19 protein-coding genes, 1 tRNA gene and 1 other RNA gene are annotated in these 21,197 nt (G+C 67.7%); 3 read left to right on the top strand and 18 right to left on the bottom strand.

Annotated features, from left to right (window positions below; all coding sequences use genetic code 11):
• The first annotated feature begins 123 nt into the window (after positions 1 to 123).
• Complete coding sequence (locus HF680_RS14575; RefSeq protein ID WP_185225560.1) at positions 124 to 546, top strand: surface-adhesin E family protein; 423 nt, start codon at positions 124 to 126, stop codon at positions 544 to 546.
• On the opposite strand, the gene HF680_RS14570 is transcribed toward HF680_RS14575, so the two are convergent.
• From HF680_RS14570 to sppA, 15 genes are all read right to left on the bottom strand, one after another.
• Positions 515 to 1,660: a mechanosensitive ion channel family protein gene (locus HF680_RS14570; protein ID WP_185225559.1), complete on the bottom strand. Its 1,146-nt coding sequence runs from the start codon at positions 1,658 to 1,660 to the stop codon at positions 515 to 517. The two genes, HF680_RS14575 and HF680_RS14570, sit on opposite strands and share 32 nt — an antisense overlap.
• A 14-nt stretch (positions 1,661 to 1,674) precedes the next feature.
• A complete protein-coding gene (gene murG, locus HF680_RS14565) occupies positions 1,675 to 2,772 on the bottom strand; it encodes an undecaprenyldiphospho-muramoylpentapeptide beta-N-acetylglucosaminyltransferase (RefSeq protein ID WP_185225558.1) in 1,098 nt (365 codons plus the stop codon).
• A gap of 394 nt (positions 2,773 to 3,166) precedes the next feature.
• Positions 3,167 to 4,342: a peptidoglycan glycosyltransferase FtsW gene (locus tag HF680_RS14560; protein WP_185225557.1), complete on the bottom strand. Its 1,176-nt coding sequence runs from the start codon at positions 4,340 to 4,342 to the stop codon at positions 3,167 to 3,169.
• The gene (murD, locus tag HF680_RS14555) at positions 4,339 to 5,727 is read right to left on the bottom strand and encodes a UDP-N-acetylmuramoyl-L-alanine--D-glutamate ligase (protein ID WP_185225556.1); all 1,389 of its coding nucleotides are present in this window, start codon (positions 5,725 to 5,727) and stop codon (positions 4,339 to 4,341) included. The genes HF680_RS14560 and murD overlap by 4 nt, the downstream gene beginning before the upstream one ends.
• Positions 5,728 to 5,731: 4 nt before the next feature.
• Positions 5,732 to 6,841 (bottom strand): phospho-N-acetylmuramoyl-pentapeptide-transferase, encoded by a 1,110-nt coding sequence (gene mraY / locus HF680_RS14550; protein ID WP_017504532.1) that lies wholly within the window; start codon positions 6,839 to 6,841, stop codon positions 5,732 to 5,734.
• A gap of 9 nt (positions 6,842 to 6,850) precedes the next feature.
• A complete protein-coding gene (locus HF680_RS14545) occupies positions 6,851 to 8,269 on the bottom strand; it encodes a UDP-N-acetylmuramoyl-tripeptide--D-alanyl-D-alanine ligase (protein ID WP_185225555.1) in 1,419 nt (472 codons plus the stop codon).
• Entirely contained in the window at positions 8,262 to 9,722 is a 1,461-nt protein-coding gene (locus HF680_RS14540; RefSeq protein WP_185225554.1) for a UDP-N-acetylmuramoyl-L-alanyl-D-glutamate--2,6-diaminopimelate ligase, read from the bottom strand. The genes HF680_RS14545 and HF680_RS14540 overlap by 8 nt, the downstream gene beginning before the upstream one ends.
• Positions 9,719 to 11,503, bottom strand: a complete 1,785-nt coding sequence (locus tag HF680_RS14535) for a peptidoglycan D,D-transpeptidase FtsI family protein (protein WP_185225553.1) — start codon at positions 11,501 to 11,503, stop codon at positions 9,719 to 9,721. The genes HF680_RS14540 and HF680_RS14535 overlap by 4 nt, the downstream gene beginning before the upstream one ends.
• Positions 11,500 to 11,949 carry a cell division protein FtsL gene (gene ftsL / locus HF680_RS14530; RefSeq protein WP_045809643.1) on the bottom strand — a complete coding sequence of 150 codons (450 nt, stop codon included), beginning with the start codon at positions 11,947 to 11,949 and terminating at the stop codon, positions 11,500 to 11,502. The genes HF680_RS14535 and ftsL overlap by 4 nt, the downstream gene beginning before the upstream one ends.
• Entirely contained in the window at positions 11,946 to 12,926 is a 981-nt protein-coding gene (rsmH, locus tag HF680_RS14525) for a 16S rRNA (cytosine(1402)-N(4))-methyltransferase RsmH (protein WP_045809642.1), read from the bottom strand. The genes ftsL and rsmH overlap by 4 nt, the downstream gene beginning before the upstream one ends.
• On the bottom strand, positions 12,923 to 13,399 hold the full coding sequence (locus HF680_RS16315; RefSeq protein WP_017504538.1) for a division/cell wall cluster transcriptional repressor MraZ: 477 nt from the start codon (positions 13,397 to 13,399) through the stop codon (positions 12,923 to 12,925). The genes rsmH and HF680_RS16315 overlap by 4 nt, the downstream gene beginning before the upstream one ends.
• A 441-nt stretch (positions 13,400 to 13,840) precedes the next feature.
• An RNA gene (gene rnpB, locus HF680_RS14515) (RNase P RNA component class A) lies at positions 13,841 to 14,229 on the bottom strand.
• 32 nt (positions 14,230 to 14,261) lie between these two features.
• The gene (locus HF680_RS14510; RefSeq protein WP_045809641.1) at positions 14,262 to 15,023 is read right to left on the bottom strand and encodes an N-acetylmuramoyl-L-alanine amidase; all 762 of its coding nucleotides are present in this window, start codon (positions 15,021 to 15,023) and stop codon (positions 14,262 to 14,264) included.
• Positions 15,024 to 15,036: 13 nt separating this feature from the next.
• On the bottom strand, positions 15,037 to 15,360 hold the full coding sequence (locus HF680_RS14505) for a hypothetical protein (protein WP_045809640.1): 324 nt from the start codon (positions 15,358 to 15,360) through the stop codon (positions 15,037 to 15,039).
• Between the two features lie 104 nt (positions 15,361 to 15,464).
• Entirely contained in the window at positions 15,465 to 17,243 is a 1,779-nt protein-coding gene (gene sppA, locus HF680_RS14500) for a signal peptide peptidase SppA (protein ID WP_045809639.1), read from the bottom strand.
• 227 nt (positions 17,244 to 17,470) lie between these two features.
• Between sppA and panD the strand changes: the two genes are divergently transcribed.
• Positions 17,471 to 17,827, top strand: coding sequence for an aspartate 1-decarboxylase (gene panD / locus HF680_RS14495; RefSeq protein WP_039246844.1), 357 nt, complete (start codon positions 17,471 to 17,473; stop codon positions 17,825 to 17,827).
• A 72-nt stretch (positions 17,828 to 17,899) separates the two neighbouring features.
• On the opposite strand, the gene HF680_RS14490 is transcribed toward panD, so the two are convergent.
• The gene (locus HF680_RS14490; protein WP_045809638.1) at positions 17,900 to 18,694 is read right to left on the bottom strand and encodes an SIMPL domain-containing protein; all 795 of its coding nucleotides are present in this window, start codon (positions 18,692 to 18,694) and stop codon (positions 17,900 to 17,902) included.
• A gap of 211 nt (positions 18,695 to 18,905) precedes the next feature.
• Between HF680_RS14490 and HF680_RS14485 the strand changes: the two genes are divergently transcribed.
• Positions 18,906 to 18,981, top strand: a tRNA-Ile gene (locus tag HF680_RS14485).
• 49 nt (positions 18,982 to 19,030) lie between these two features.
• Here the strand turns inward: HF680_RS14485 and HF680_RS14480 are convergent.
• Both HF680_RS14480 and HF680_RS14475 read right to left on the bottom strand, forming a co-directional pair.
• Positions 19,031 to 20,083 (bottom strand): tyrosine-type recombinase/integrase, encoded by a 1,053-nt coding sequence (locus tag HF680_RS14480; protein WP_185225552.1) that lies wholly within the window; start codon positions 20,081 to 20,083, stop codon positions 19,031 to 19,033.
• Positions 20,080 to 20,274 carry a hypothetical protein gene (locus HF680_RS14475; RefSeq protein ID WP_185225551.1) on the bottom strand — a complete coding sequence of 65 codons (195 nt, stop codon included), beginning with the start codon at positions 20,272 to 20,274 and terminating at the stop codon, positions 20,080 to 20,082. Before HF680_RS14475 ends, HF680_RS14480 begins: the two co-directional genes overlap by 4 nt.
• Positions 20,275 to 21,197: the final 923 nt, after the last annotated feature.

Here is a 21,197-nt window from a genome sequence, read left to right as displayed (position 1 = left end):
AGGGGGCGGATCGCGCGCAGGCCTGGCCGAAAGGCTTCTTCTCCCTTGGTCAAAGCTCGTGCTGCATTCGCCCCCTCCACCGCTTCGCGGTCCCCCTCCCCCGCTGCGCTGGGGAGGATCGGCATGGCGATCAGCCTTCTCGCTTCGCCAGCCTTGGCTGACCCCGCTCTGGTCCCGACCGGCGTGGGAAGGTTCGCCATCTATGCCGACGCGGCCTCGATCGAGCGTGAGGGCGACATGGCGCGGATGCGGGAACTGCAGGTGACCGAGGCCGGGTTCAAGGTTGGAGACGTGACCTATGTCGGGGGCTGGTCGCGGTGGGCGTTCGACTGTCGGGCCAGGACGGCGGATCGGTTGGACTTCTCCTCCTTGAAAGCGGACGGGACGGAAGGGCCGGCGACCCCGGACGCCGCCCCCGCCTATGACGCCGCGCCGGGCGGGGATGCGGCCGAGCTGCTGGCCATCGCCTGCGGGGCCGAACGGCCGGCCCAGGCGCTGACGCTGGGGCAGGCCATCAGCCAGGGACAAAGGGCGCTGGCGGACTAACCGCTCCCTCGGAGGGCTTGTCCGACCCTTGCGGCCATTCGATGCGGTCGCGCGGCAGGGCCTCGCGGCATTCATCGCGCATAAAGGCCATCAGCTTCTCGCGGATCTCGCAGCGCAGGTCGAAGGCGACCGGGGCCGAGCGGGCGCTGGCCAGGCAGCGGACCTGGAGCACGCGTTCGGTGATGTCGGTGACCTGCATCACCTGCACGTCGCCGTCCCAGTGTTTGGACGCCTTGACGATGCCCTCGAAGGCAGTGCGCAGCCGGTCGATGGGCGCTTCGTAATCGACGTAGAAGAAGGCCACGCCGATCAGGCGGGCGTTCTCGCGCGTCCAGTTCTGGAATGGCTTGGTGATGAAGTAGGACAGCGGCAGCACCATCCGGCGCCAGTCCCACAGCTTGACCACCACATAGGTCGAGGTGATCTCCTCGACATTACCCCACTCGTTCTCGACGATGACGGCGTCGTCCAGGCGGATGGGTTGGGTCAGGGCGATCTGGATGCCGGCGACCATGTTCGTCAGGATCGGCTGAAGCGCCAGACCGGCGATGATGCCGACGACGCCGGCCGAGGCCAGCAGGCTGACGCCCCACTGACGGAAACCGGCGATGGTCATTAGGGCCAGGCCCACGGTGACGATGAACAGCACGACCTTGGCCACCCGCTGCAGGATGCGGGTCTGGGTCAGGTGCTTCCTGGCCAGCAGATTGTCCTCGACGGCGATATTGTACCGCTTGAGGTGCATGACCGACCACATGTCGAGCACGCCAGACGCCATCCAACCGAGCGTCAGGATGAACAGGAACAGCAGGGCGCTGCGGATATCCTCGGACGGGCCGGGATCCATCGGCGAGACGGTCACGCCGATGCCGATGCCGATGATGATGATCAGGACGCGCAGCTTGACCCGCGCGCGCTCGACCACGCCGCGCCAGAAGAGGTCCTTGTTCCGAACGACCCGACGCAGGATGGCGAAGGCGATCTTGTGCGTCAGCCAGCCGCCGCCGACGAAGACCAGCAGGACCAGGCCGATAACCGCCCATTCGGGCAGCCAGTCGAACCGGTGCCACAGGGCGCGGATCTGGCGGGTGACGGCGATGATCTCGGGAGGCATGGCTTCCTAACGCGTCAGGGCCTTTGCGGTTGAGCTGTCGCCTCGACGAGGTCGGCCAGGCGTTGGGCGGCGTCGGGGATGGCGACGCTGCGGGCGGCGGCGGACATGGCCGACAGGCGCGCCGGATCGGACAGGACGCCAGTCAGGGTCGAGGCCAGGCGATCGACGGTCAGGTCGTCCTCCAGAATGATCTCGGCGGTGCCCGCGTCGCTCAGGGCCTTGGCGTTCAGGCGCTGGTGGTCGTCGGTGGCGATCTTCAGCGGGATCAGGACGCACGGCAGGGCCGCGACCGCCAGTTCGGCGCAGGTCGAGGCGCCGGAGCGGCCGACGACCAGGTGCGCCCTGGACAGTCGGTCAGCCATGTCGCGGAAGAAGGGGGCGACCTCGGCCTCGATCCCCGCCTCCAGATAGATCTGGCGCGCGGTCTCCAGCGTCTCGGGGCGGGACTGCTGCTGCACCTTCAGGCGGCGGCGCAGGGCCTCGGGCAGGGCGGCCAGGGCGCGGGGCGTGGTCTCGGACAGGATGCGGGCGCCCTGGCTGCCGCCGGTGACCAGCAGATGGATCGGGCCGTCGGCGGCGGGCGCGACATAGGGGCGGTCGAACAGGGCGCGGATCTCGGACCGCACCGGCGAGCCGACGACGTGGGAGCGGCCCTGGACCTTGGCCGGCGCGCGTTCCAGCGTCGGGAAGGACGAGGCGACCTGACCGACATAGGGGGCCAGGATGCGATTGGTGCGGCCCAGGACCGCGTTCTGTTCATGGATCACCGTCGGTCGCTGGGACGTGACGGCGGCGACCAAGGCCGGGGCGGACGGATAGCCGCCGAAGCCGACGACGATGTCGGCGCCCAGCCGGTCGAAGGCCGTTCGCGCCTGGACCACGCCCTTGAAGATGGCGACGCCGGCCTTGATCAGACCCAGGGGGCCGGAGCCGGTGGCCGCGTCCAGCGCCAGCCGTTCCTCGGCGGGGAAGGCGTGGGCGTATTGTTCGCCCCGGTGATCGGTCGCCAGCACCACGCGCCAGCCGCGCGCCGCCATCTCGCGCGCCAGGGCCTCGGCCGGGAACATATGGCCGCCGGTGCCGCCGGCGGCGACGACGCAGAGCAGGGTCATGGGCGAGGCTCCGAAAAAGAGGGTCTGAATAGTCTGAAGTTCAGACGGTGGGCAGGCAAAAACACCGTCTAATTCGTCTAATCTGTCTAATGTCGGCGGGGAATGGCGCGGCGAGGAATGGGGCGGCGACAGGATCGCACGGTTTTACGGCGTGGGCAGGAGACGGTCGCTGGTCGGCTCTAGGCGTTTGATATTGCTGGGGCGCCGCTTTCCAAATGCGTTGTATGCCTCGTTCTTTCGTCATCCTCCGACGAGCGGAGCGAGATCGGGGGACCCAGCGGCGCCGGAGGCGATGCGTCCGCCACGAGATGTTCGACTTGCTTAGTCCGCGACAGTTTCGCGCTCGCGCGCGCCGCTGGGTCCCCCGGTCGCTTCGCGCCGGAGGATGACGACGTCAAAGCAACCGCCGCCCCAGGGTCAGGCTGGCCCCGGGTTCGTAGGCGCCGGGGCGGCGGCGGGTGAGAGCCAGGGCGAAACCCATGGTCAGGCCCATGGCCAGCATTGAGGAGCCGCCATAGCTGATGAAGGGCAGGGTCATGCCCTTGGTCGGGATCAGGTTCAGGTTCACCGCGACGTTGATGCAGGCCTGTAGCCCGATCAGCATGAACAGGCCCGCCGCCGCCGTCTGTTCGAACGGATCGGTCAGCTTCATGGCCCGGCGCATGCCGCGAATGACGATGAAGGCGTAGAGGCCGATCATGATCAGGCTGAGGATCAGGCCGAACTCCTCGGCGCCGACGGAATAGATGAAGTCGGTGTGCAGGTCGGGCACGCGACGCTTCATCACGCCCTCGCCGATGCCCCGACCCAGCAGGCCGCCGGCGCGGATGGCCTCGGAGGCGCTGTCGATCTGGTGGGTGTCGGTCGTCTCGGGCGAGAAGAAGCGGCTGAGGCGGTCGCGCATGTGTCCGAAGACGAAATACAGCGACACCAGCCCCGCCATGCCCAGGCTGGCCAGAACCGCCATCCATTTGAACGGCACGCCCGCCATGAAGAAGACGGCCATGAAGGTGGTGGTGATCAAAAGCGTCTGGCCGATATCGGGCTGGATCAAGAGCAGGGAGACGGTCAGGGCGTAGAAGCCGAAAGCGATAGTCACGCCGGGCACCCCCTGGCCCTTTTGCGCCTCGGCGAACATCCAGGCGGCGAAGACGATCAGGCCGGGCTTGGCGAACTCGGACGGTTGCAGGCTGAAGGGGCCGAAGTTCACCCAGCGGGCGGCCCCCTTCACCGTGTCGCCGATGAAGGGCAGCGCCATCATCACGACAATGGCGCCGAACAGGGCCAGGACCGCGATGCGCCGCACGCCGCGCGGCGACATCAGCGAGGTCGTCAGCATGATGCTGAGCCCCACGCCCGAAAAGACCATCATCCGCCAGGAATAGTGGAAGGGGTCGGTGATCGATTCATCGGCCAGGATGGCGGCGGGGCTGGAGGCGAAGCTGAGCGCCACGCCCAGGGCCATCAGCGCGAGCGCCGCGCTCAACAGGCCGCGATCCACGGTCCAGAACCACTGGGCCACATGGCTTTGGTCGTTGCGGGAAAAGGCGGGGGTGTAGGGAGCGCTCATGACGCGGTTTCCGGGACGGCGCCGAGAGCCAGGACGGCGGCGCGGAAGGCCTCGCCGCGCGCCTCGAAGTCCTTGTACTGATCGAAGCTGGCGCAGGCGGGGGACAGAAGGACGATCTGGTCGCCGCCGGCCGAGGCCGCATCGGCGGCGGCGGCGGCCACGGCGGCGTCGAGGGTGCGGGCGATGACGTGAGGCGTGTCAGCCAAGGTGGCGGCGAAGGCGTCGGCCGCGTCGCCGATCAGATAGGCCTTGGCGATGCGGGGGAAGAGGTCGGCCAGGTCCGCGATCCCGCCGGCCTTTGGCACGCCGCCGGCGATCCAGAAGACCGAACGGTAAGAGGCCAGAGCCTGACGCGCGGCGTCGGCGTTGGTGGCCTTGGAATCGTTGATGAAGCGCACGGAGCCGAGGCGGCCGACCGCCTCCATCCGGTGGGCCAGGCCGGGGAAGGACAGCAGGCCGGCGACGGCGGCGTCGTGCGAGACGCCGAGCGCGCGGGCGGTCGCATAGGCGAAGGCGGCGTTCTGGGCGTTGTGACGGCCGGGGAGCGAGCGGGCGGTGGAGAGATCGGCGATGACTTGGTCGCTTTCGAGAATCGCACCGGGCAGCGCCACGTAGCCTTCTCCCCTCGGGGGAGAAGGACTGGATGAGATAGCGATCACACGTTGGGAGAGTTCAGATGCGATCCCCTGCCCCCAACTGTCGTCCACGCCCACCAGAGCCACGCCGTCTGCGCCCTGCCCTGCGAATATTCGGCGCTTGGCCGCGACATAGCCGTCCATGCCGCCATGACGGTCGAGGTGGTCGGGGCTGATGTTGGTCAGGATGGCGACGTCGGGGGCGAAGGTCGTGGTGAGGTCCAGCTGATAGCTGGAGACCTCGATCACATAGACGGCGTCGGGCGTCGGTTCGGGCAGGGCCAGGACGCCGACGCCGATATTGCCGCCGACGTGGACCGTCAGGCCCGCCGACTTCAGCACCCAGCCGATCAGGGCGGTGGTGGTGGACTTGCCGTTGGTGCCGGTGATGGCGACGACGCGCGGCCGCTGATCCTTCGGCCGCGCGGCCAGGGCGCGAGCGAACAGTTCGATGTCGCCAAGGACGGGCACGCCGGCCGCGCGGGTCAAGTCCACGGTCCAGTGCGGCCTGGGGTGGGTCAGCGGCGCGCCGGGCGACAGGACCAGGGCGGCGAAGTCGGACCAGTCGGCAGCCGCCAGATCCTCGACCGTGAAGCCCTCGCCTTTCGCCTGCGCGCGGCCGGCCTCGCCGTCGTCCCACAGGATCGGGATCGCGCCCCCGGCCTGAAGGGCGCGCGCGGCCGTGATCCCCGACCGTCCCAGGCCGAAGACCGCGACCCGCCTGCCTTCAAAGCCGGGAACGGGGATCATCGGATCAGCGCAGCTTCAGCGTCGACAGGCCCAGCAGGGCCAGGGCGCCGGCGATGATCCAGAAGCGGATGACGACCGTGGATTCCGGCCAGCCCATCTTCTCGAAATGGTGGTGGACCGGCGCCATCAGGAAGATGCGCTTCTTGGTCAGCTTGTAATAGCCGACCTGGATCATGACCGAGGCGGCCTCCATGACGAACAGGCCGCCGACGATGCCCAGGACCAGTTCGTGCTTGGTGGTGACGGCGATGGCGCCGAGCGCCCCGCCCAGAGCCAGCGAACCCGTGTCGCCCATGAAGATCTTGGCCGGGGGTGCGTTGTACCAGAGGAAGCCCGCGCCGCCGCCGATCATGGCCGCGCAGAAGATGGCCAGTTCGCCCGCGCCAGGGACGTGGTGGACCTGAAGATACTGGGCGAAGACGAAGTTGCCGGCGAGGTAGCTGATCACGCCGAACGCGCCTGCCGCCATCATCACCGGCACGGTCGCCAGACCGTCCAGACCGTCCGTCAGGTTCACCGCATTGGAGAAGCCGACGATGGTGAAGGCCGCAAACGCCACATAGAACCAGCCGATGTTCAGCAGCACGGCCTTGAAGAAGGGGAAGGCGATCGACGTCTCGAGCCCCGGCGAGGTCGGCGAGACGGTCATCCACAGCACGGTCAGGACGCCGGCGACGACCGCGACGACGGTCTGGGCCAGGAGCTTCTGTTTCGACGTCAGGCCGGCCGAGGTCTGTTTGGTCACCTTGGCGTAGTCGTCGATGAAGCCCAGCACGCCGAAGGCCGCCGTCACGAAGCTGACGATCCAGATGTAGGGATTGGTCAGGTCGCCCCAGAGCAGCACCGCCACGCCGATGCCGGCCAGGATCATCAGACCGCCCATGGTCGGGGTGCCGACCTTGGACAGGTGGGACACCGGGCCGTCGTCGCGGATCGGCTGGCCCCGGCCCTGTTTGGCGCGGATCCAGTTGATGAAGCGGCTGCCCATGGCGACGGCGACGATCATGGCGGTGGCCATGGCGAGGGCCACGCGCACCGTCTGGTACTGAACCAGATTCAGCAGCGGATACTGGTGCGCCACGTCGGCGTAGTAGAGATAGAGCAGGTAAAACATTCGGCTTCCCTATCGCGTCGCGGGCGGCGTGTCGCGGCCTTGAAGATCGGCCAGCGCCTTCGCCACCAGCGAGGCCTTGGAGCCGTTCGAGCCCTTGACCATGACGATGTCGCCGGGCGCGACCAGCAGGGCCGCCTCGGCCGCCAGTTCCGCCGCCGTCGCGCGCCAGACGCCGCGTCGCGAGACCGGAAGCGCGTCGTAGAGCCAGCGCATCTCGGGCCCGGCGGCGTGGACCAGGTCCAGGCCGGCGGCGTCGATGGGGCCGGCGAGGCCTTCATGCAGGTCGCGGCTCTGCTCGCCCAGTTCCAGCATGTCGGTCAGGACCACGACGCGGCGGCCCGAGGTCGAGCGCGCGCCCAGGGTCTTGAACCCGGCGGCCATGGACAGCGGATTGGCGTTGTAGCTTTCGTCGATCAGGGTGAAGGCGCCGTCCGGGGTCGTGACCGTGCGCGTCTGACCGCGTCCGGCCAGGGGCTGGAATCCGGCCAGCGCCTCCAGGCCCGTGTCCAGCGTCACTTCCAGGGCGTCGAGCATCAAGAGGACGCACAGGCTGTTCAGGCCCCAGTGGGCCCCAGACTGGGCCAGGCGATAGTCGATGCGTCGCCCGAACAGTTCGGCGGAGACCGCCGCGCCCTCGGCGTCCGGCCGGAAGTCCAGCAGGCGGGCGTCATGGCCGGCGTCGCATCCGAACGTCAGCAGACGCGCGCCGACCGCCTTGGCCGCGTCGCACAGGACGGCCGAGAAGGCGACGTCGCCGTTCGCCACGGCCGCACCGCCCGGGACCAGACCCTGGAAGATGGTCGCCTTTTCACGCGCGACGCCCGCCTCGCCGTCCGCGAAGGCCTCGATATGGACCGGACCGACCGTTGTGACGCAGGCGGCGTGGGGGGCGACGAAGCGCGACAGGGGCGCGATCTCGCCGGGCGCATTCATGCCGATCTCGAACACGGCGCGCTGGGTCTCGACCGGCATCCGGGCCAGGGTCAGGGGCACGCCGATGTGGTTGTTGTAGCTCTTGATCGAGCCGTGGGCGGGACCCGCCAGATCAAGGCCCGCCTTGATGGCCTGGGTGACGCTGGTCTTGCCGACGCTGCCGGTGACGGCGCCGCGCTTAATATGGGGCGCGCGCTCGCGGGCGGCGACGCCCAGCGCTTCAAGACCGCGCAAGGTGTCGGGCACGACGACACAAGGGCCGCCCTCGACCAGATGTTCGACCAGGGCCGCCGCAGCGCCCGACGCGAAAGCGCCGCTGGCGAACTGATGCCCGTCGCGTTCGCCCTTGAGCGCCAGAAACAGATCGCCGGGGACGATCTCGCGGCTGTTGTAGGTCAGGCCGGTAATCGGACGGTCGTCGCCCTGCAGCACGCCGCCCGTGGCGGCGGCGACTTCGGCGGCCGACCAGAGCGGGCGGGCGGAGTGTTCAGGCATAGAGAGACAGGGCCTCGGACGCGACAGTGGCGTCGTTGAAGGGGTGGGTCACGCCCGCGACGATCTGACCCTGTTCATGCCCTTTTCCGGCGATGACCACCACATCCCCGTCACGCATCATTTCGACGGCGGCTTCGATGGCGGCGCGGCGGTCGCCGATCTCGATCCCGTCCGGGCAGCCGGCGCGGACCTGGGCGCGGATGGCGGCGGCGTCTTCGGATCGCGGATTGTCGTCGGTGACGATGGCGATGTCGGCCAGACGCCCGGCGATCTCGCCCATCAGGGGACGCTTGCCGCGATCGCGATCGCCGCCGGCGCCGAAGACGACGATCAGGCGGCCGGTCGCGTGAGGACGCAGCGCATTCAGAACCGTCTCGAGCCCGTCGGGCGTGTGGGCGTAGTCGACATAGACCTCGCCCCGGCCTTCCTGGCCGCCGTCGATGCGTTGCAGGCGGCCTTGCGCCCCGGTCAGGCCTTCCAACGCGCTGATGACGGCGTCGGCGGGATCGCCGGCGGCGATGCACAGACCGGCCGCGACCAGGGCGTTGGACGCCTGAAACGCGCCGGCCAGGGGCAGCAGGATTTCGCGGATGTCGCCGCGCACGTCGATGGTCAGACGCTGACCCTCGGGCGTCGCGCGACGGCCGATCAGGGTCAGGTCGCGACCGCGCTCGCCCACGCCCATGACGCCCAGACCCGCCATGATCGAGGCGGAGGCGAAGAGCGAATAGGCGTCGGAATCGGCGTTCAGCACGGCGGTGCGGCCGCGCGGCAGCAGGGTCTCGAACAGGCGCATCTTGGCGGCGCGATAGTCCGCCATGGTGCCGTGATAGTCGAGATGATCCTGGGTCAGGTTGGTGAAGGCGGCGGCCTTCAGGGCCACCCCGTCCAGGCGGCGTTGGTCGATGCCGTGGGACGAGGCCTCCAGCGCGACGTGGGTCACGTCCTTGGCGGCCAGTTCGGCCATCAGGCGCGCGGCCTCGGCGGCGTCGGGACTGGTCAGGCCGGGACCGGTCAGGGCGTAGGTCCTGTCGCCCTTCTGGCCGATCACCCCCAGCGTGCCCATGCTGGCGGACTTGTGGCCGATCCCGGCCCAGATCTGGCGGCAGAAGGTGGCGACCGACGTCTTGCCGTTGGTGCCGGTCACGGCGACGCAGGTCTTGGGCTGGGCGCCGTAGAAGCCGCGCGCGGCGATGGCGTAGGCCCGGCGCACGTCGCCCGACGTGACCAGAACGGGCGCCGCGCCATCCGGCGTGTCGGTCGGCGCCAGAACTGCAGCGGCCCCTTGCGCCAGCGCCTGGGGGATGAAGGCGCGGCCGTCGGCGGCCGTGCCCGGCAGGGCGACGAACAGGGCGCCGGGCGAGACCTTGCGGCTGTCGGCGGTGACGCCGGTGATGACCGGATCCGAGGTCACGTCGCGACGCAGCAGGTCGGACAGATGAAGCGCGCTCAAAGCCCGTCCCCCGCCACGTCCTGATACTGCGGGATCTTCTCGCCCGAGGCCGTGCGCCAGCGGTCGTCGCGGCGTTCGACGCCCAGGAAGCCGGCGATGCGGTCGGCGATATTGTGCACGGCGGGCGCAGCGACATAGGCGCCGGTCTTGGGATAGGTCCCCGGCTCGTCCATCACGATCAGGATGGCGTAGCGCTTGCCGTTCAGCGGGCCGTCGACGGGGAAGACAGCCGCGAAGGAGCCCAGGGCGTGGCTGGGGTCATAGCGACCGCCGACCAGCTTGTTGGCCGAGCCGGTCTTGCCGCCGACCCGCAGGCCCGGCGCGTCGGCGAAGCCGCCCGAACCCTTGACCACGTTGCGACGCAGCAGGTCGAGAATGGCGCGCGAGGTCTCTTCGGTCACGACCTGTTGCGGCTGGACGTTGCGGGCGCCGCCCTTGCGCAGCGACAGCGGGATCATCCGACCGCCATTGGTCAGGGCGCCCATGGCCTGAACCATCTGGGCCGGGGTGATCATGATGCCATAGCCGAAGGACAGCGACGCCAGGGTCGAGTTGTCCCAGCGACGCGGCACGACCGGCTTGGCCGATTCCTTCAGCTCGATCCTGGCGGCGTCCAGCAGGCCCAGGCGGCGGAAATAGTCCCGCATGGTGTTAGGTCCCATCTGCACCGCCAGTTGCGACGTGCCGATGTTGGAGGAGTGCAGATAGACCTCTTCCAGGGTCATCACCCGGTTCTGGGCGTGGAAGTCCTTGATCTTGCGATCGCCGATCTGGAAGGCCTGGGAGGCGTCGAACAGGGTGTTCATGTCGGCCCGGCCGGTGTCGAGGCCGGCGGCGACGGTGAAGGTCTTGAACACCGAGCCCATTTCGTAGTGGCCCGAAACCGCGCGGTTCAGGGTGGCGCCGTCGGGCGCCGCGCCGCGATCGGCCGAGTTGAAGGTCGGCCAGGACGCCATGCCCAGCACCTCGCCGGTCTGGACGTCGGTGACGATGCCGACGGCGCCCTTGGCCTGGTTCTTGATCGCGGCGGCGGCGAGTTCGTTTTCCAGAACGCCCTGCACGCGCAGGTCGATGGACAGGGGGAAGGCCTCGCCGCGCTGACCGGCCGCGCGGATCTCGTCGTTGAAGGCCAGTTCGGCACCCGAGACGCCCTGCCCGCCCGTGTCGGCGTCGCCGATCAGATGGACGGCCGAGGTTCCCAGCGGATAGGCGCGACGATCCTCGGGCTCGAAGGTGACGCCGCCCAGCGCCAGGTCGTGGACGGCGGCCTTTTCCTGAGGCGTCAGGCCGGTCAGGGCGATCAGGCGACGGTCGCCGCCCAGCACCTTCTTCAGCCGTTCGGCCGAGATGCGCGGCAGGGCGCGGCGAATCTGGCGATAGGCCAGGTCGCGATCCCAAATCTCGGCCGGGTCGATGTAGAGGCCGTAGTGGACGATGTTGGTGGCCAGCAGCTCGCCATTGCGATCCGTCAGGTCGCCGCGCACCAGGGCGTTCGGATTGACGCCGCGTCCCAGACCGTTGGCTGGGGCGAACAGGGCCTTGTAGGACGCGCCGATGGCCAGGCCGCCGAAGACGCAGGAAAAGACGATCAGGATCAGGAAGATGCGGACGCGGGTGTCCTCTTCCGGGCGGGCGTCGGCGCGGGCGCGCTCGAAGCCGTGCTCCAGCCGCCAGACCAGTTCCGTCAGCCAGCGCCAGAAGGGCGACAGGCGGCCTTGCAGCCGTTCCTGGAAATCGGCGCCCGGCGCCGGGCGGTGATAACGATGATCCTGAACGCTCATTGCGCCGGCTCCGGCGAGGGCGTTGGGACGGGCGCGTCGTCGGCGACGGCGGCGGGCGCCGGCGCGGCTGCGGGAGCAGATGCGGCGGGTTGAGCGGGGACAGGTTTCAGGGCGGTCAGCTGACCTTCCTTGGCCTGACGGGCGACGGCGACGGGCGCCATGCCGATCTGGCGCGACAGGCTTTCCAGACGCGCGGGCTGTTCCAGACGGGCGACCTCGGCGCGCAGCAGGCGGACGCGCTGTCCGTTCTCGCGAATGTCCTGTTCGATCTGGGCGATGCGGCTGCTCTCACGCGCTGCGGCGGCCTTGGCGGCATAGACCGAGACGATCATGATCGCGACCAGGACCACGCCGATGATCTCGACCCAGCGCACGCCGCGCACCTTCCAGTCGAACAGGCGCTGAAGGGCGGTGCGGGAATAGGTGAAGAAGGGCGCCGTGGTCATGCCGCCGCTCTCCCATCGATCCGACCCCAGGCCGGGGCGTCGGTGCGCACGGCGGCACGCAGCTTGGCCGAGCGGGCGCGAGGGTTGGTGGAACGCTCTTCGTCGCCCGCCTCGCGCGCGCCCTTGAACTGAAGCGTGAAGCTGGGCTTGCGCGGATCGACGGCCATCGGCGCATGACGCGAACCGGCGGGGCTGTTGCCGGTGCGCTCGGTCAGGAAGGCCTTGACGATGCGGTCTTCCAGCGAATGGAAGGTGACGACGGCGAGGCGGCCACCGGGGGCGAGCGTCGCCTCGGCCGCCTCCAGACCGCGCTCCAGTTCGCCCAGTTCGTCATTGACCGCGATGCGCAGGGCCTGGAAGACCCGCGTCGCCGGATGGATGGGCGCGCCGCGACGGCCGCCCAGGGCCTTTTCGACCACCTCGGCCAGATCCAGGGTGCGGGTGAACGACTGTTCGGCGCGGCGACGCAGGATGGCGGTGGCGACGCGGCCCGACTGGCGCTCTTCGCCATACAGTTTGAAGATGTGAGCCAGGGGGCCGTGGTCCCAGGTATTGACGATGTCGGCGGCGGTCGCGCCTTCATCGGACATGCGCATGTCCAGCGGACCGTCGCGCATGAAGGAGAAGCCGCGCTCGGCCTGATCCAGCTGCATCGACGAGACGCCGATGTCGAAGACCGCGCCGTCCAGCTTCGCCTTGCCGCTGTCGGCGAAGGCCTGGGCCAGACCCGAGAAGGGGGTGCGGATCAGCTGGAACTGGCCGGGGAAGTCGTCGGCGACGGCGTCGGCGTGCGGCTGAACCGTCGGGTCGCGATCCAGGGCGACGACCTGGGCGCCGGTCTTCAGGATGGCGCGGGTATAGCCGCCGGCGCCGAAGGTGGCGTCGATCATGACATCGCCGGGCGCGGGCGCCAGGGCCTCAATCACCTCGGCCAGCAGGACGGGGGCATGGGGAGAACTGGGGGGAGCGTCCGTCACGATCCGCCTCCCGCCAGCTTCATCTGGGCCGCCAGCTTCAGGGCGCCGATCTGGGCCATGCCGGCTTTGGCCAGGGCGCGCTGTTCGGCGCGGCGGGCCGCCCATTTCTCGCGCGACCAGATCTGGAAGCGGTCGTTCAGGCCGACGATGACGACGGTGTCGCCCAAACCCGCCTCGGCGCACAGCGCCTCAGGCAAGGTGATTCGACCGCCGGAATCGTAGGCCAGGCGCACCTGCTCGCCCATCACCTGCCACTCCAGCGCCGAACGCTCCTCGGAGCCGAACGGCAGGGCTTCGATCATCTCGGCATAGACGGCGAACAGGCGGTCGCCGCCCGCTTCCAGACAGTCGGCCTCGATCGAAGGGAAGATGAAGACCCCGCCGGCGGCGCCGTTTTCGGTCGTGCGGAAGTCGTTGGGGATGAGGAGACGGCGCTTGCCGTCCAGCTGCTTCTCATAGGTCGAGAGAAACACGCCCTGTCCAATCGAGCCCTTCGGCCCGTCCCTAGATGCCCTGACGAACGCCCGCCGCGCCCGCCTCTCAGCCCCAAATCATGAAGCTGGGATAGCATGGGATGAAATGGGCCTCAATGGGATCGAAGCCAAGATTTAACCATGTTTTGACGTGTGACGCTCGAACAGCTGGAACATACACGGAACAAACGAAGTATTCACAGGCTGTGAGCTGTTCTAACCTTCCATTGCCAGACAATAGGTTAACGCTCGCCAGCACGCGGGACCGCCGCCAGAACGCTGAAATGCGGGGATAATCCCAACGCGGACCGAAACATCACGCGAGCCATCACCGGCTGGGCGGGCGGGAAGCCCGCTAACGGGCCACAGGCAGGCCGAAGGGCGATAGGCCCGGAGAAAAAAGCCGGCCTCAAGCAGCGCAAAGCGCGGTAGGCCAAGAAAAATGCCAGACGGCCTGTAAGCCGGGTTTTGTTCCGCTCCGAAGCCGAGGCCCGGATCGGCGACGATCATTCCTCTGGACCGACCATTGCTGATCGGTTCTCGCGACCTACCCGGACATCTGAGGCGGTGAGCCCCGCGAGCGAGCCCGCGCGATGTCCCTATTTGGTCTTGCTCCAGGCGGGGCTTGCCATGCCGTCCCTGTTGCCAGGTCCGCGGTGGGCTCTTACCCCACCCTTTCACCCTTACCGGCCTCGCAAGGCAGGAGGTTTGCTTTCTGTGGCGCTATCCCTCGGGTCACCCCGGGCGGAAGTTATCCGCCGCCTTTTCACCGTGGAGCCCGGACTTTCCTCGACGGACGCGAAGTCCGCCGCGACCGCCCAGCCGTCTGGCGCGCGCTAGATGCGCGTTAGCGGCGCGAACGTCAATTCAATACGCCCGTGACGCTCTCGGCGCTGGCCAGCTGGAGCAGGCCGACCAAGCGGGCGCGGGTTTCGCCGTCGGCGACGCCGTCGACGCGGGCCGGGCGCCAGTGACGCTGGAAGGCGCGCACGGCGGTTTCCACGGCGGCGTCGTAGTCGCCGCCGGCTTTCAGGCCATAGCCCAGCCGATGCAGCCCGGCGCTGAGCACCATCGGGCCGATGCCCTGATCGCCCTTCTGCAACAGGCCGCCCAGGGCCTGCACGCGTTCGGCCGCCGGTTCGAACCACAGGCCGTGCCCGGCCTCGGCCAGACGCTTCCAGGGGAAAAGCTCGCCCGGATCTTCCTTGCGATCCGGCGCCAGGTCGGAATGGGCGATGATGCGGTTGTCGGCGATGGTCCAGCGGCTGCGGATATCGGAAATCAGGGCGATGACGGCCGCGATCTGGGCTTCGGGGAAGGCGCGGTAGCCGAACTCATGGCCCGGATTGACGATCTCGATGCCGATGGAGGCGGCGTTGCAGTCGTCCTCGCCCTGCCAGACGCCGCGACCGGCGTGCCAGGCGCGGCGCTCCTCGGGCACCAGTTGGAAGACGCGGCCGTCTTCCTCGATCAGATAATGGGCCGAGACCTTGGCCTCGGGGTCGCGCAGGCGGGCCAGAGCGGCCTCGCCGGTCTGCATGCCGGTGTAGTGCAGCACCAGCATGTCCGGCGGCGCACGGCGCGCGTCGAAATTGGGCGAAGGCGCGTCGATGTAGGACGTCATGGGCGGCGTCGGCTCAGCGGCCGTTGCGCTCCCAGTCATAGGCGACCCAGGCGCCATCCACCTTGTGCGCCTCGATCAGGTCGGGATCGCTGTTGCGGCGACGCGGCGCGATGTTGCGACGGGTGCGCATGACCAGGCCGACCAGAAAGACCAGAACGCCGGCGAACAGGGCGATGACCGCCACGGCCGCAGCGGTGAAGACGGCGAGGACGGCGCCGACCGCCATGGCGCAGACGGCGGCGATCATGCCGGCGACCCACATGACGGACGCCACCAGGCCGTTGGGACGGCGGCGGGCGGCATGGCCGATGGCGGCGAGACGTTCAGGCTGGAACATGGATCATCCTTTCAGGCGATCCGCGGAACGCCTGACACGCAATGTCGGTCCATCGGGGCCTGCGGTCAATGGACCGCGACGCACGGTCGCGTGCGCCGCCCCCGTCAAAAGATCGGCTGGTCGGCCAGAACCACCGCGCCCTGGCTGCGCATCCGGTCGGTGTCGATCCGGCGCATCACGGCCTGGGCCTGGGGATCGGCCATGACGCCGCCCAGGATGACCAGGGCCTTGGCGGCCTCGGTCTGAACGCCGAACATTTCCGACAGGGCCTCGAACGGCGATTGCTGCTTGGGGAAATGCTTGAAGCGGACGGGCTCGTTGTCGGGAATCTTGGCCAGCTGGCGGGCCTTGTTCACCGCCTCGGTCACGCCGCCCAGCTGGTCGACGAGGCCCAGCGGCAGGGCCTGGGCGCCGGTCCAGACGCGCCCCTTGGCGATTTCGCGCACCCGGTCAGGCGACAGTTTGCGTCCCGTCGCTACGCGGGCGATGAAGTCGTCGTAGATCCGGTCCATCGAACCGGCAAAGGCCGCGCGCTGCTGGGGGGTGAATTCCTGCGTCGGCGAGAAGGCGTCGGCGTATTCCCCACCCACCGTCAGCTCACGCATGTCGACGCCGAACCGGCCCAGCGCATCGGCCAGCACGAACTTGCCGCCGAACACGCCGATCGAGCCGGTCAGGGTCGTGGGCTGCGCCACGATCCAGTCGGCCTCGGAACTGATCCAGTAGCCGCCCGAGGCCGCATAGGCGCCCATGGACACCACCACCGGCTTGCCCGCCGCCCGCGCCGCGCGCACGGCGGCCAGGATCTGCTCGGACGCCTCGGGCGAACCGCCGGGCGAAGAGACGCGGAAGACGATCGCCTTGACGCTCTTGTCCTCGATCGCGTCGTAGATGGCCTCGGCCGTGTCATCGGAATGGATGGACGAGCCGCCGCCGAAGCTGGCGCCGCCGCCGCGCCCGGTGACGATGGCCCCCTCCCCGCCCACGATGGCGATGGCGTTCTTGCCCGAACCCGTGCGTTCGCCCTTCTGGCTGGCGTACTTGCCGAACTCGACGATCTCGGCGCCCTTGCCGGCGCGGGTCTTGATGGCGATCTCGGCCTCTTCGACCTGACCCACCTTGTCGATCAGCCGGTTGCTGAGCGCCTGTTCCGCCGAATAGGGGCCGGCCTCGATCACCGTCTTCAGCGCCGGGGCCGTCGTCTTGCGGTCCTTGGCCGCGTTGGCCAGGGCGGTGTCGTAGATCGACGTCATCCAGGCCGTCATCGCCTCGCGGTGCGGGCCGGTGTAGTCGCTCTGGGTGTATTCGTTGACGGCGTTCTTGTATTCGTAGCGCTGTTCGAACTCGGGTTTGACGCCGTATTTCTGGAAGGCGCGGCCCAGGAACAGGCTGTCGGCCGAGAAGCCCGTGGCCTGAAAGCCGGCGGTGTTCTGCATCCACAGCTCCGACGCCGAGGCCCCGACCATATAGGTGGACATCACCGCGCCCGACGGGGCGAAGCCCTGGCTGTGGGCGATGACCGGCTTGCCTGCGTTGCGGAAGCGATGGATGGCCTGGCGCAGTTCGTCGGCGGTGGCGGGCGTCATGCCGCTTTCCGGCAGGCGGATCAGCAGAGCCTTGACGCTGCTGTCGCTCTGGGCCTGATGCAGGCCGTCGACCACGTCCGTCAGGGCCAAGCCGGAACTGCCGAAGGCCGCGAACGGATTTGACGACGGTTGGTCGCTGACGCCGCCGCGCAGGTCCAGCTCAAGCACGGTGGTCGCCGGCGTCGTCGGCTTGGACGACGAGGCGACAGCGACCGTCAGCAGCACCACGGGAATGACGACGACGAACAGGATCAGCCCGGTGAAGACACCAAGGACCGTCAGGAAGAATTGCTTCATCGGAGGGAAAACGCGCGCTCGCAGGCCGAAAATGGCGTCGCCAGCATAGGGGGACGCGGGCCGTCGTCAAATGACACGCGTGCAATCCGTCGGTCGACCTGGCGTTCGCATCCGCACCCGATTGCTGCGGCGCAGCGTGCGGATTGATGCCGGGGCCGGAAATCCCTATATGAGCCGCCTGTGAGCGAGGGCCTGCGCCCCGCGTTTTTCTTGCTGGAGACCGCACGATGCTGGTCACCCTGATGAAGTCCAAGCTGCACCGCGCCACGGTGACCCAGGCCGATCTCGATTACGAGGGATCGATCGCCATCGACATGGACCTGCTGGACGCCGCCGGAATCTATCCACATGAGCAGGTCGATGTGCTGAACATCACCAACGGCGCGCGCTTCACCACCTATGCGATCGAGGCGCCGCGCGGCTCCAAGGTCATCGGCGTCAACGGCGCCGCCGCCCGCCTGGTGCAGAAGAACGACAAGGTGATCGTGGTCACCTATGGCCAGCTGCCCCAGGAAGAAGCCCGCCAGTGGAACCCGAACGTGGTCCTGCTGGACGACGCCAACGCGATCAAGACCGCCGGCTGAGGCGCTTCCCCTCTTAGAATGCAAAAAGGCCCGCCGGCGACGGCGGGCCTTTTCTCTATCCGGCCGATGCGATCAGCGGGCGATGTCGTAGACGCCCGTGATGTCGATCCGCACGGTCAGTTCGCCGGCGGAAACCGGGGTGCTTTCGGCCCGATCCATCGACACGGCGCGGGCGGCGAACATCGGCATCGGCGACTGGGGCGTATAGCCGCCGCCCTCGGTCAGGTTGCGGATGCCCGACAGCTGGACGTTCAGCGACTGGGCGTACAGCTGGGCCTTGGCCTGCAGGTTGCGCACGGCCAGCTGGCGCGCCTGGTTTTCGGCGGCGGTCGGATCCTTCAGGCCGAAGCTGATGCCGTCGATCTGGTTGACGCCAGCGGCGACCACGGCGTCGGCCGTCGTGCCGACCTTGCTCAGGTCATTGATGACCACCGTCACTCGGTTGACCGCCTGATAGCCGCGCAGCTTGGGCGGCTCGTTCTGCACGTAGTCGTATTGCGCCGACAGATTCAGACCCGAGGTCTGGATGTCGCGTTCAGCGACGCCCGCGCGGCGCAGGGCGGCGACGACCCGCGTCATCTGCGCAGCATTGTCGCGCATGGCTTGCTGAGCCGTGACGGCCTCGGTCTGGACGCCGAAGGTGATGGTGGCCATGTCCGGCGCGGCCTTCACCTCGCCGTAGGCCGACAGGTTCAGAGACGGCGCGGGCTGCATCATGTGCATGGCTCCCATCGAGGGTTCAGCGGTCTGGGCCATGGCGCGGGGCGTGGCGGCGGCCAGGAAGGCGGCGGCGGCGACGGCGCCGCCGAAAGCGACGGTCTTCAGCGAAACCGTCTTCAGGGGGGCGGCGGCCAGGGTGCGGGTCATGCAGTCTTCTCCGTAAGCGATCCAGGACCGGCGCGTTCGCCGATCCATTGCAACGACCTTGGCCGTTTTCGCCTGAACCAACGCCCGCACCTGGCTGGCAGTTTCCGTTCATCTTCGTGAAATCGGCGAAAGATCGCCTTCTTGCCCGCCCCCGCTTGGCAAGCCGCGCCCGCGCCTGCTAGGCGAACGTCACCGCCGAGACGCGCCTTGGGGGCCTGTAGCTCAATGGTTAGAGCCGACCGCTCATAACGGTCTGGTTGGGGGTTCGAGTCCCTCCGGGCCTACCACCCCCATCATTTTCCTAAGCAAAAACAATGCACCTAAGAGGTTTGACACTCAGGGTTTGACACGGGGCGTTCTCTTTTCGGCCTTTTGCAGCTTGGCGATCGCGGCGTCGGCAAGGCGCGCCTGGTCCGCCGACTGCACATAGGTCTCGACCTCGTCCAAGCTGGTGTGGCCCAGGACGGCGGCGATTTCCTTGGTCGTGGCGCCCGCCTCGGCCAGGCGCCGGCCGGCGGCCTTGCGCAGGCCATGAGGCGTGCGGCCGGGAACGCCTGCGAGCCTCGCTCGCTCGCCGAACCAGCTGGTAAAGCCGGCGGCCGAAAAGGGCTTGCCGTACTGGGTCAGGATGAAGGTCATGGCCTTCCCGTGGCGGGCAATCTCGGCCTTGAGTTTACGGTGGATCGGAATCCAGATCGGAACGTCGGTCTTTTCCTGCATAACGGCGATGCGACCGTTCTTCACATGCTGCTGGCCCATGCCGACGACGTCGGACCGCCGCACACCCGTGTAGAGCAGCAGATAGAGGGCGAGACGTTCGCGCGTCCCCTGCCCCCAGTGATCTTCGAACCTCTGAATCTCGACTTCCGACCAGGGGATGAAGCCTTTAGACTTGCGCTTGCGGGCCTTGGTCTCGCGGACGGGGTTGTCTTTGCGCCAGCCCAGTTCCACAGCAACGGCGAAGGCCTTCATCAGCCGCTTGCGAAGATTGCGCTGGGCGCCGGGCTTGTCGGCCATCTGGTGGAAAATAGCGTTCAGATGCTGCGGCTCGATCGAGACGGCGGACCGGGCGCCGTATTTCGTGCGGAACCGATCGAGGATGTTTCGGTAGGTTTTTTGGGTCTGGGACTCCAGATCCAGGAAGTCGGCCGAGCGGTAGTATTCGACCATGAGGTGGTTGATCGAGCGGGGCTGGACCTTGGTGGCCGGATCAGGCTTGGGGGCGCGACCGTGAGCCTGAGCATAGGCGTCCATGAACTCGGCCGAACCCGGATCACCGGGCAAGCGAATAGTGGCGTAACCCTTACGCCGGTAATAGTGGCGGATGCGTCCGTGACGGTCCTTGAACCGCTGAATATAGGCCAGTTCAATGGTCGCCATCTCGGTCATTGGGGCAGAACGTCATCCCATTCGTTCCGCCCGGCCCTCCTTGTTACATCGACATCCAACCGCTCGCCCAACACCAAGCGAAAGCCACCCTCCTTGGGGAAGTCAACGGCGGCGACCTGGTGGCCGCACTTCTCCATCACCACCATGGCGCGTTTGATGTCCGCTGCGGTGAAGGCGACGCGGGTCGTCATCGCTACCGGTCCTCGAACGCGCTGGCATCGCGTCGAACGAGGTTGAAGAAGGCCAGCTTCCAGGTTTTGCCGGCCAAGCTGCGTTGGAGAGCGCCATTCCCAGAGAACAAGTCCAGGATTTTCACCCCAACGTCGCACTCGCCCTGCCCGATCTTGCATGACACGAGAGGACAGAAGCCAGCGATCTCAGCGCTCGCCCCCAAATTCCGGGGATGACATTTCGACGGACGCTTCATCTAACGACTCCGAATTAGCCCTTCGTTTCCGCCAGAATTTTCTGGCGGAGCCCAACGGTCCTCCGATGTCGTCGCCCTCCATCTATGTGAAAGCTATCCGGACTGCAACAAAGAAAATCGTCTAACTCCTTGTTTTTTGTAAAGGAATTATCTGCGAAGCCAATCTCATTCTATAAAGACAGCGCCTATAGACACGACAACCTCGGACATCCGCCCCCAGCTCGCATCACCGCAGCCTTGGCGCGCAGCGCCAGGTGCACACCTCACGTCAGAGGTTCAGCTCAGTCAAAACGCAACCTGTCCGGGCTAGAAGGCTTCGACAAGCAAGGCCGATTCCATCGAATTCGAGACACCGCAAACGTGACTGACGAACGATGTGGATCGTTTTCTTGCAGGCCGGAGAGTCCGACGAGAGTCACGTTAGTCATTCAAGTTGATAGACGGCGGAAGGCTGGCAACCTAAAGCCCGAGACGAATCGGAAAATTTTCACACGACAATACTGCGAGTTAGCACCTATGGCCCGTCCATCACCAAGCGGGGACGGCCATCAACGGACGCGTCCTAGCTGACGCCGCAGTCATTGGATCAGGTCTGACGTGCCCCTGAGTTTTCATCCAGCGGCGACCAGAGTCCTTGGGTTAGTTACGCCTCGCAGCGTGGGGTGAGCAACAGGCCGGGCCGCGCAG

It is taken from the genome of Brevundimonas huaxiensis (assembly GCF_014218725.1).
Classification (GTDB): Bacteria; Pseudomonadota; Alphaproteobacteria; order Caulobacterales; family Caulobacteraceae; genus Brevundimonas; species Brevundimonas huaxiensis.
This window is presented reverse-complemented; position numbering and strand designations above follow the sequence as displayed.

Coding starts and splice junctions, on each gene's coding strand:
- HF680_RS14575 (WP_185225560.1), top strand. CDS start 124: ATGGCGATCAGCCTTCTCGCTTCGCCAGCCTTGGCTGACCCCGCTCTG.
- HF680_RS14570 (WP_185225559.1), bottom strand. CDS start 1,660: ATGCCTCCCGAGATCATCGCCGTCACCCGCCAGATCCGCGCCCTGTGG.
- murG (WP_185225558.1), bottom strand. CDS start 2,772: ATGACCCTGCTCTGCGTCGTCGCCGCCGGCGGCACCGGCGGCCATATG.
- HF680_RS14560 (WP_185225557.1), bottom strand. CDS start 4,342: ATGAGCGCTCCCTACACCCCCGCCTTTTCCCGCAACGACCAAAGCCAT.
- murD (WP_185225556.1), bottom strand. CDS start 5,727: ATGATCCCCGTTCCCGGCTTTGAAGGCAGGCGGGTCGCGGTCTTCGGC.
- mraY (WP_017504532.1), bottom strand. CDS start 6,841: ATGTTTTACCTGCTCTATCTCTACTACGCCGACGTGGCGCACCAGTAT.
- HF680_RS14545 (WP_185225555.1), bottom strand. CDS start 8,269: ATGCCTGAACACTCCGCCCGCCCGCTCTGGTCGGCCGCCGAAGTCGCC.
- HF680_RS14535 (WP_185225553.1), bottom strand. CDS start 11,503: ATGAGCGTTCAGGATCATCGTTATCACCGCCCGGCGCCGGGCGCCGAT.
- ftsL (WP_045809643.1), bottom strand. CDS start 11,949: ATGACCACGGCGCCCTTCTTCACCTATTCCCGCACCGCCCTTCAGCGC.
- HF680_RS14510 (WP_045809641.1), bottom strand. CDS start 15,023: ATGACGTCCTACATCGACGCGCCTTCGCCCAATTTCGACGCGCGCCGT.
- HF680_RS14505 (WP_045809640.1), bottom strand. CDS start 15,360: ATGTTCCAGCCTGAACGTCTCGCCGCCATCGGCCATGCCGCCCGCCGC.
- sppA (WP_045809639.1), bottom strand. CDS start 17,243: ATGAAGCAATTCTTCCTGACGGTCCTTGGTGTCTTCACCGGGCTGATC.
- panD (WP_039246844.1), top strand. CDS start 17,471: ATGCTGGTCACCCTGATGAAGTCCAAGCTGCACCGCGCCACGGTGACC.
- HF680_RS14490 (WP_045809638.1), bottom strand. CDS start 18,694: ATGACCCGCACCCTGGCCGCCGCCCCCCTGAAGACGGTTTCGCTGAAG.
- HF680_RS14480 (WP_185225552.1), bottom strand. CDS start 20,083: ATGACCGAGATGGCGACCATTGAACTGGCCTATATTCAGCGGTTCAAG.
- HF680_RS14475 (WP_185225551.1), bottom strand. CDS start 20,274: ATGACGACCCGCGTCGCCTTCACCGCAGCGGACATCAAACGCGCCATG.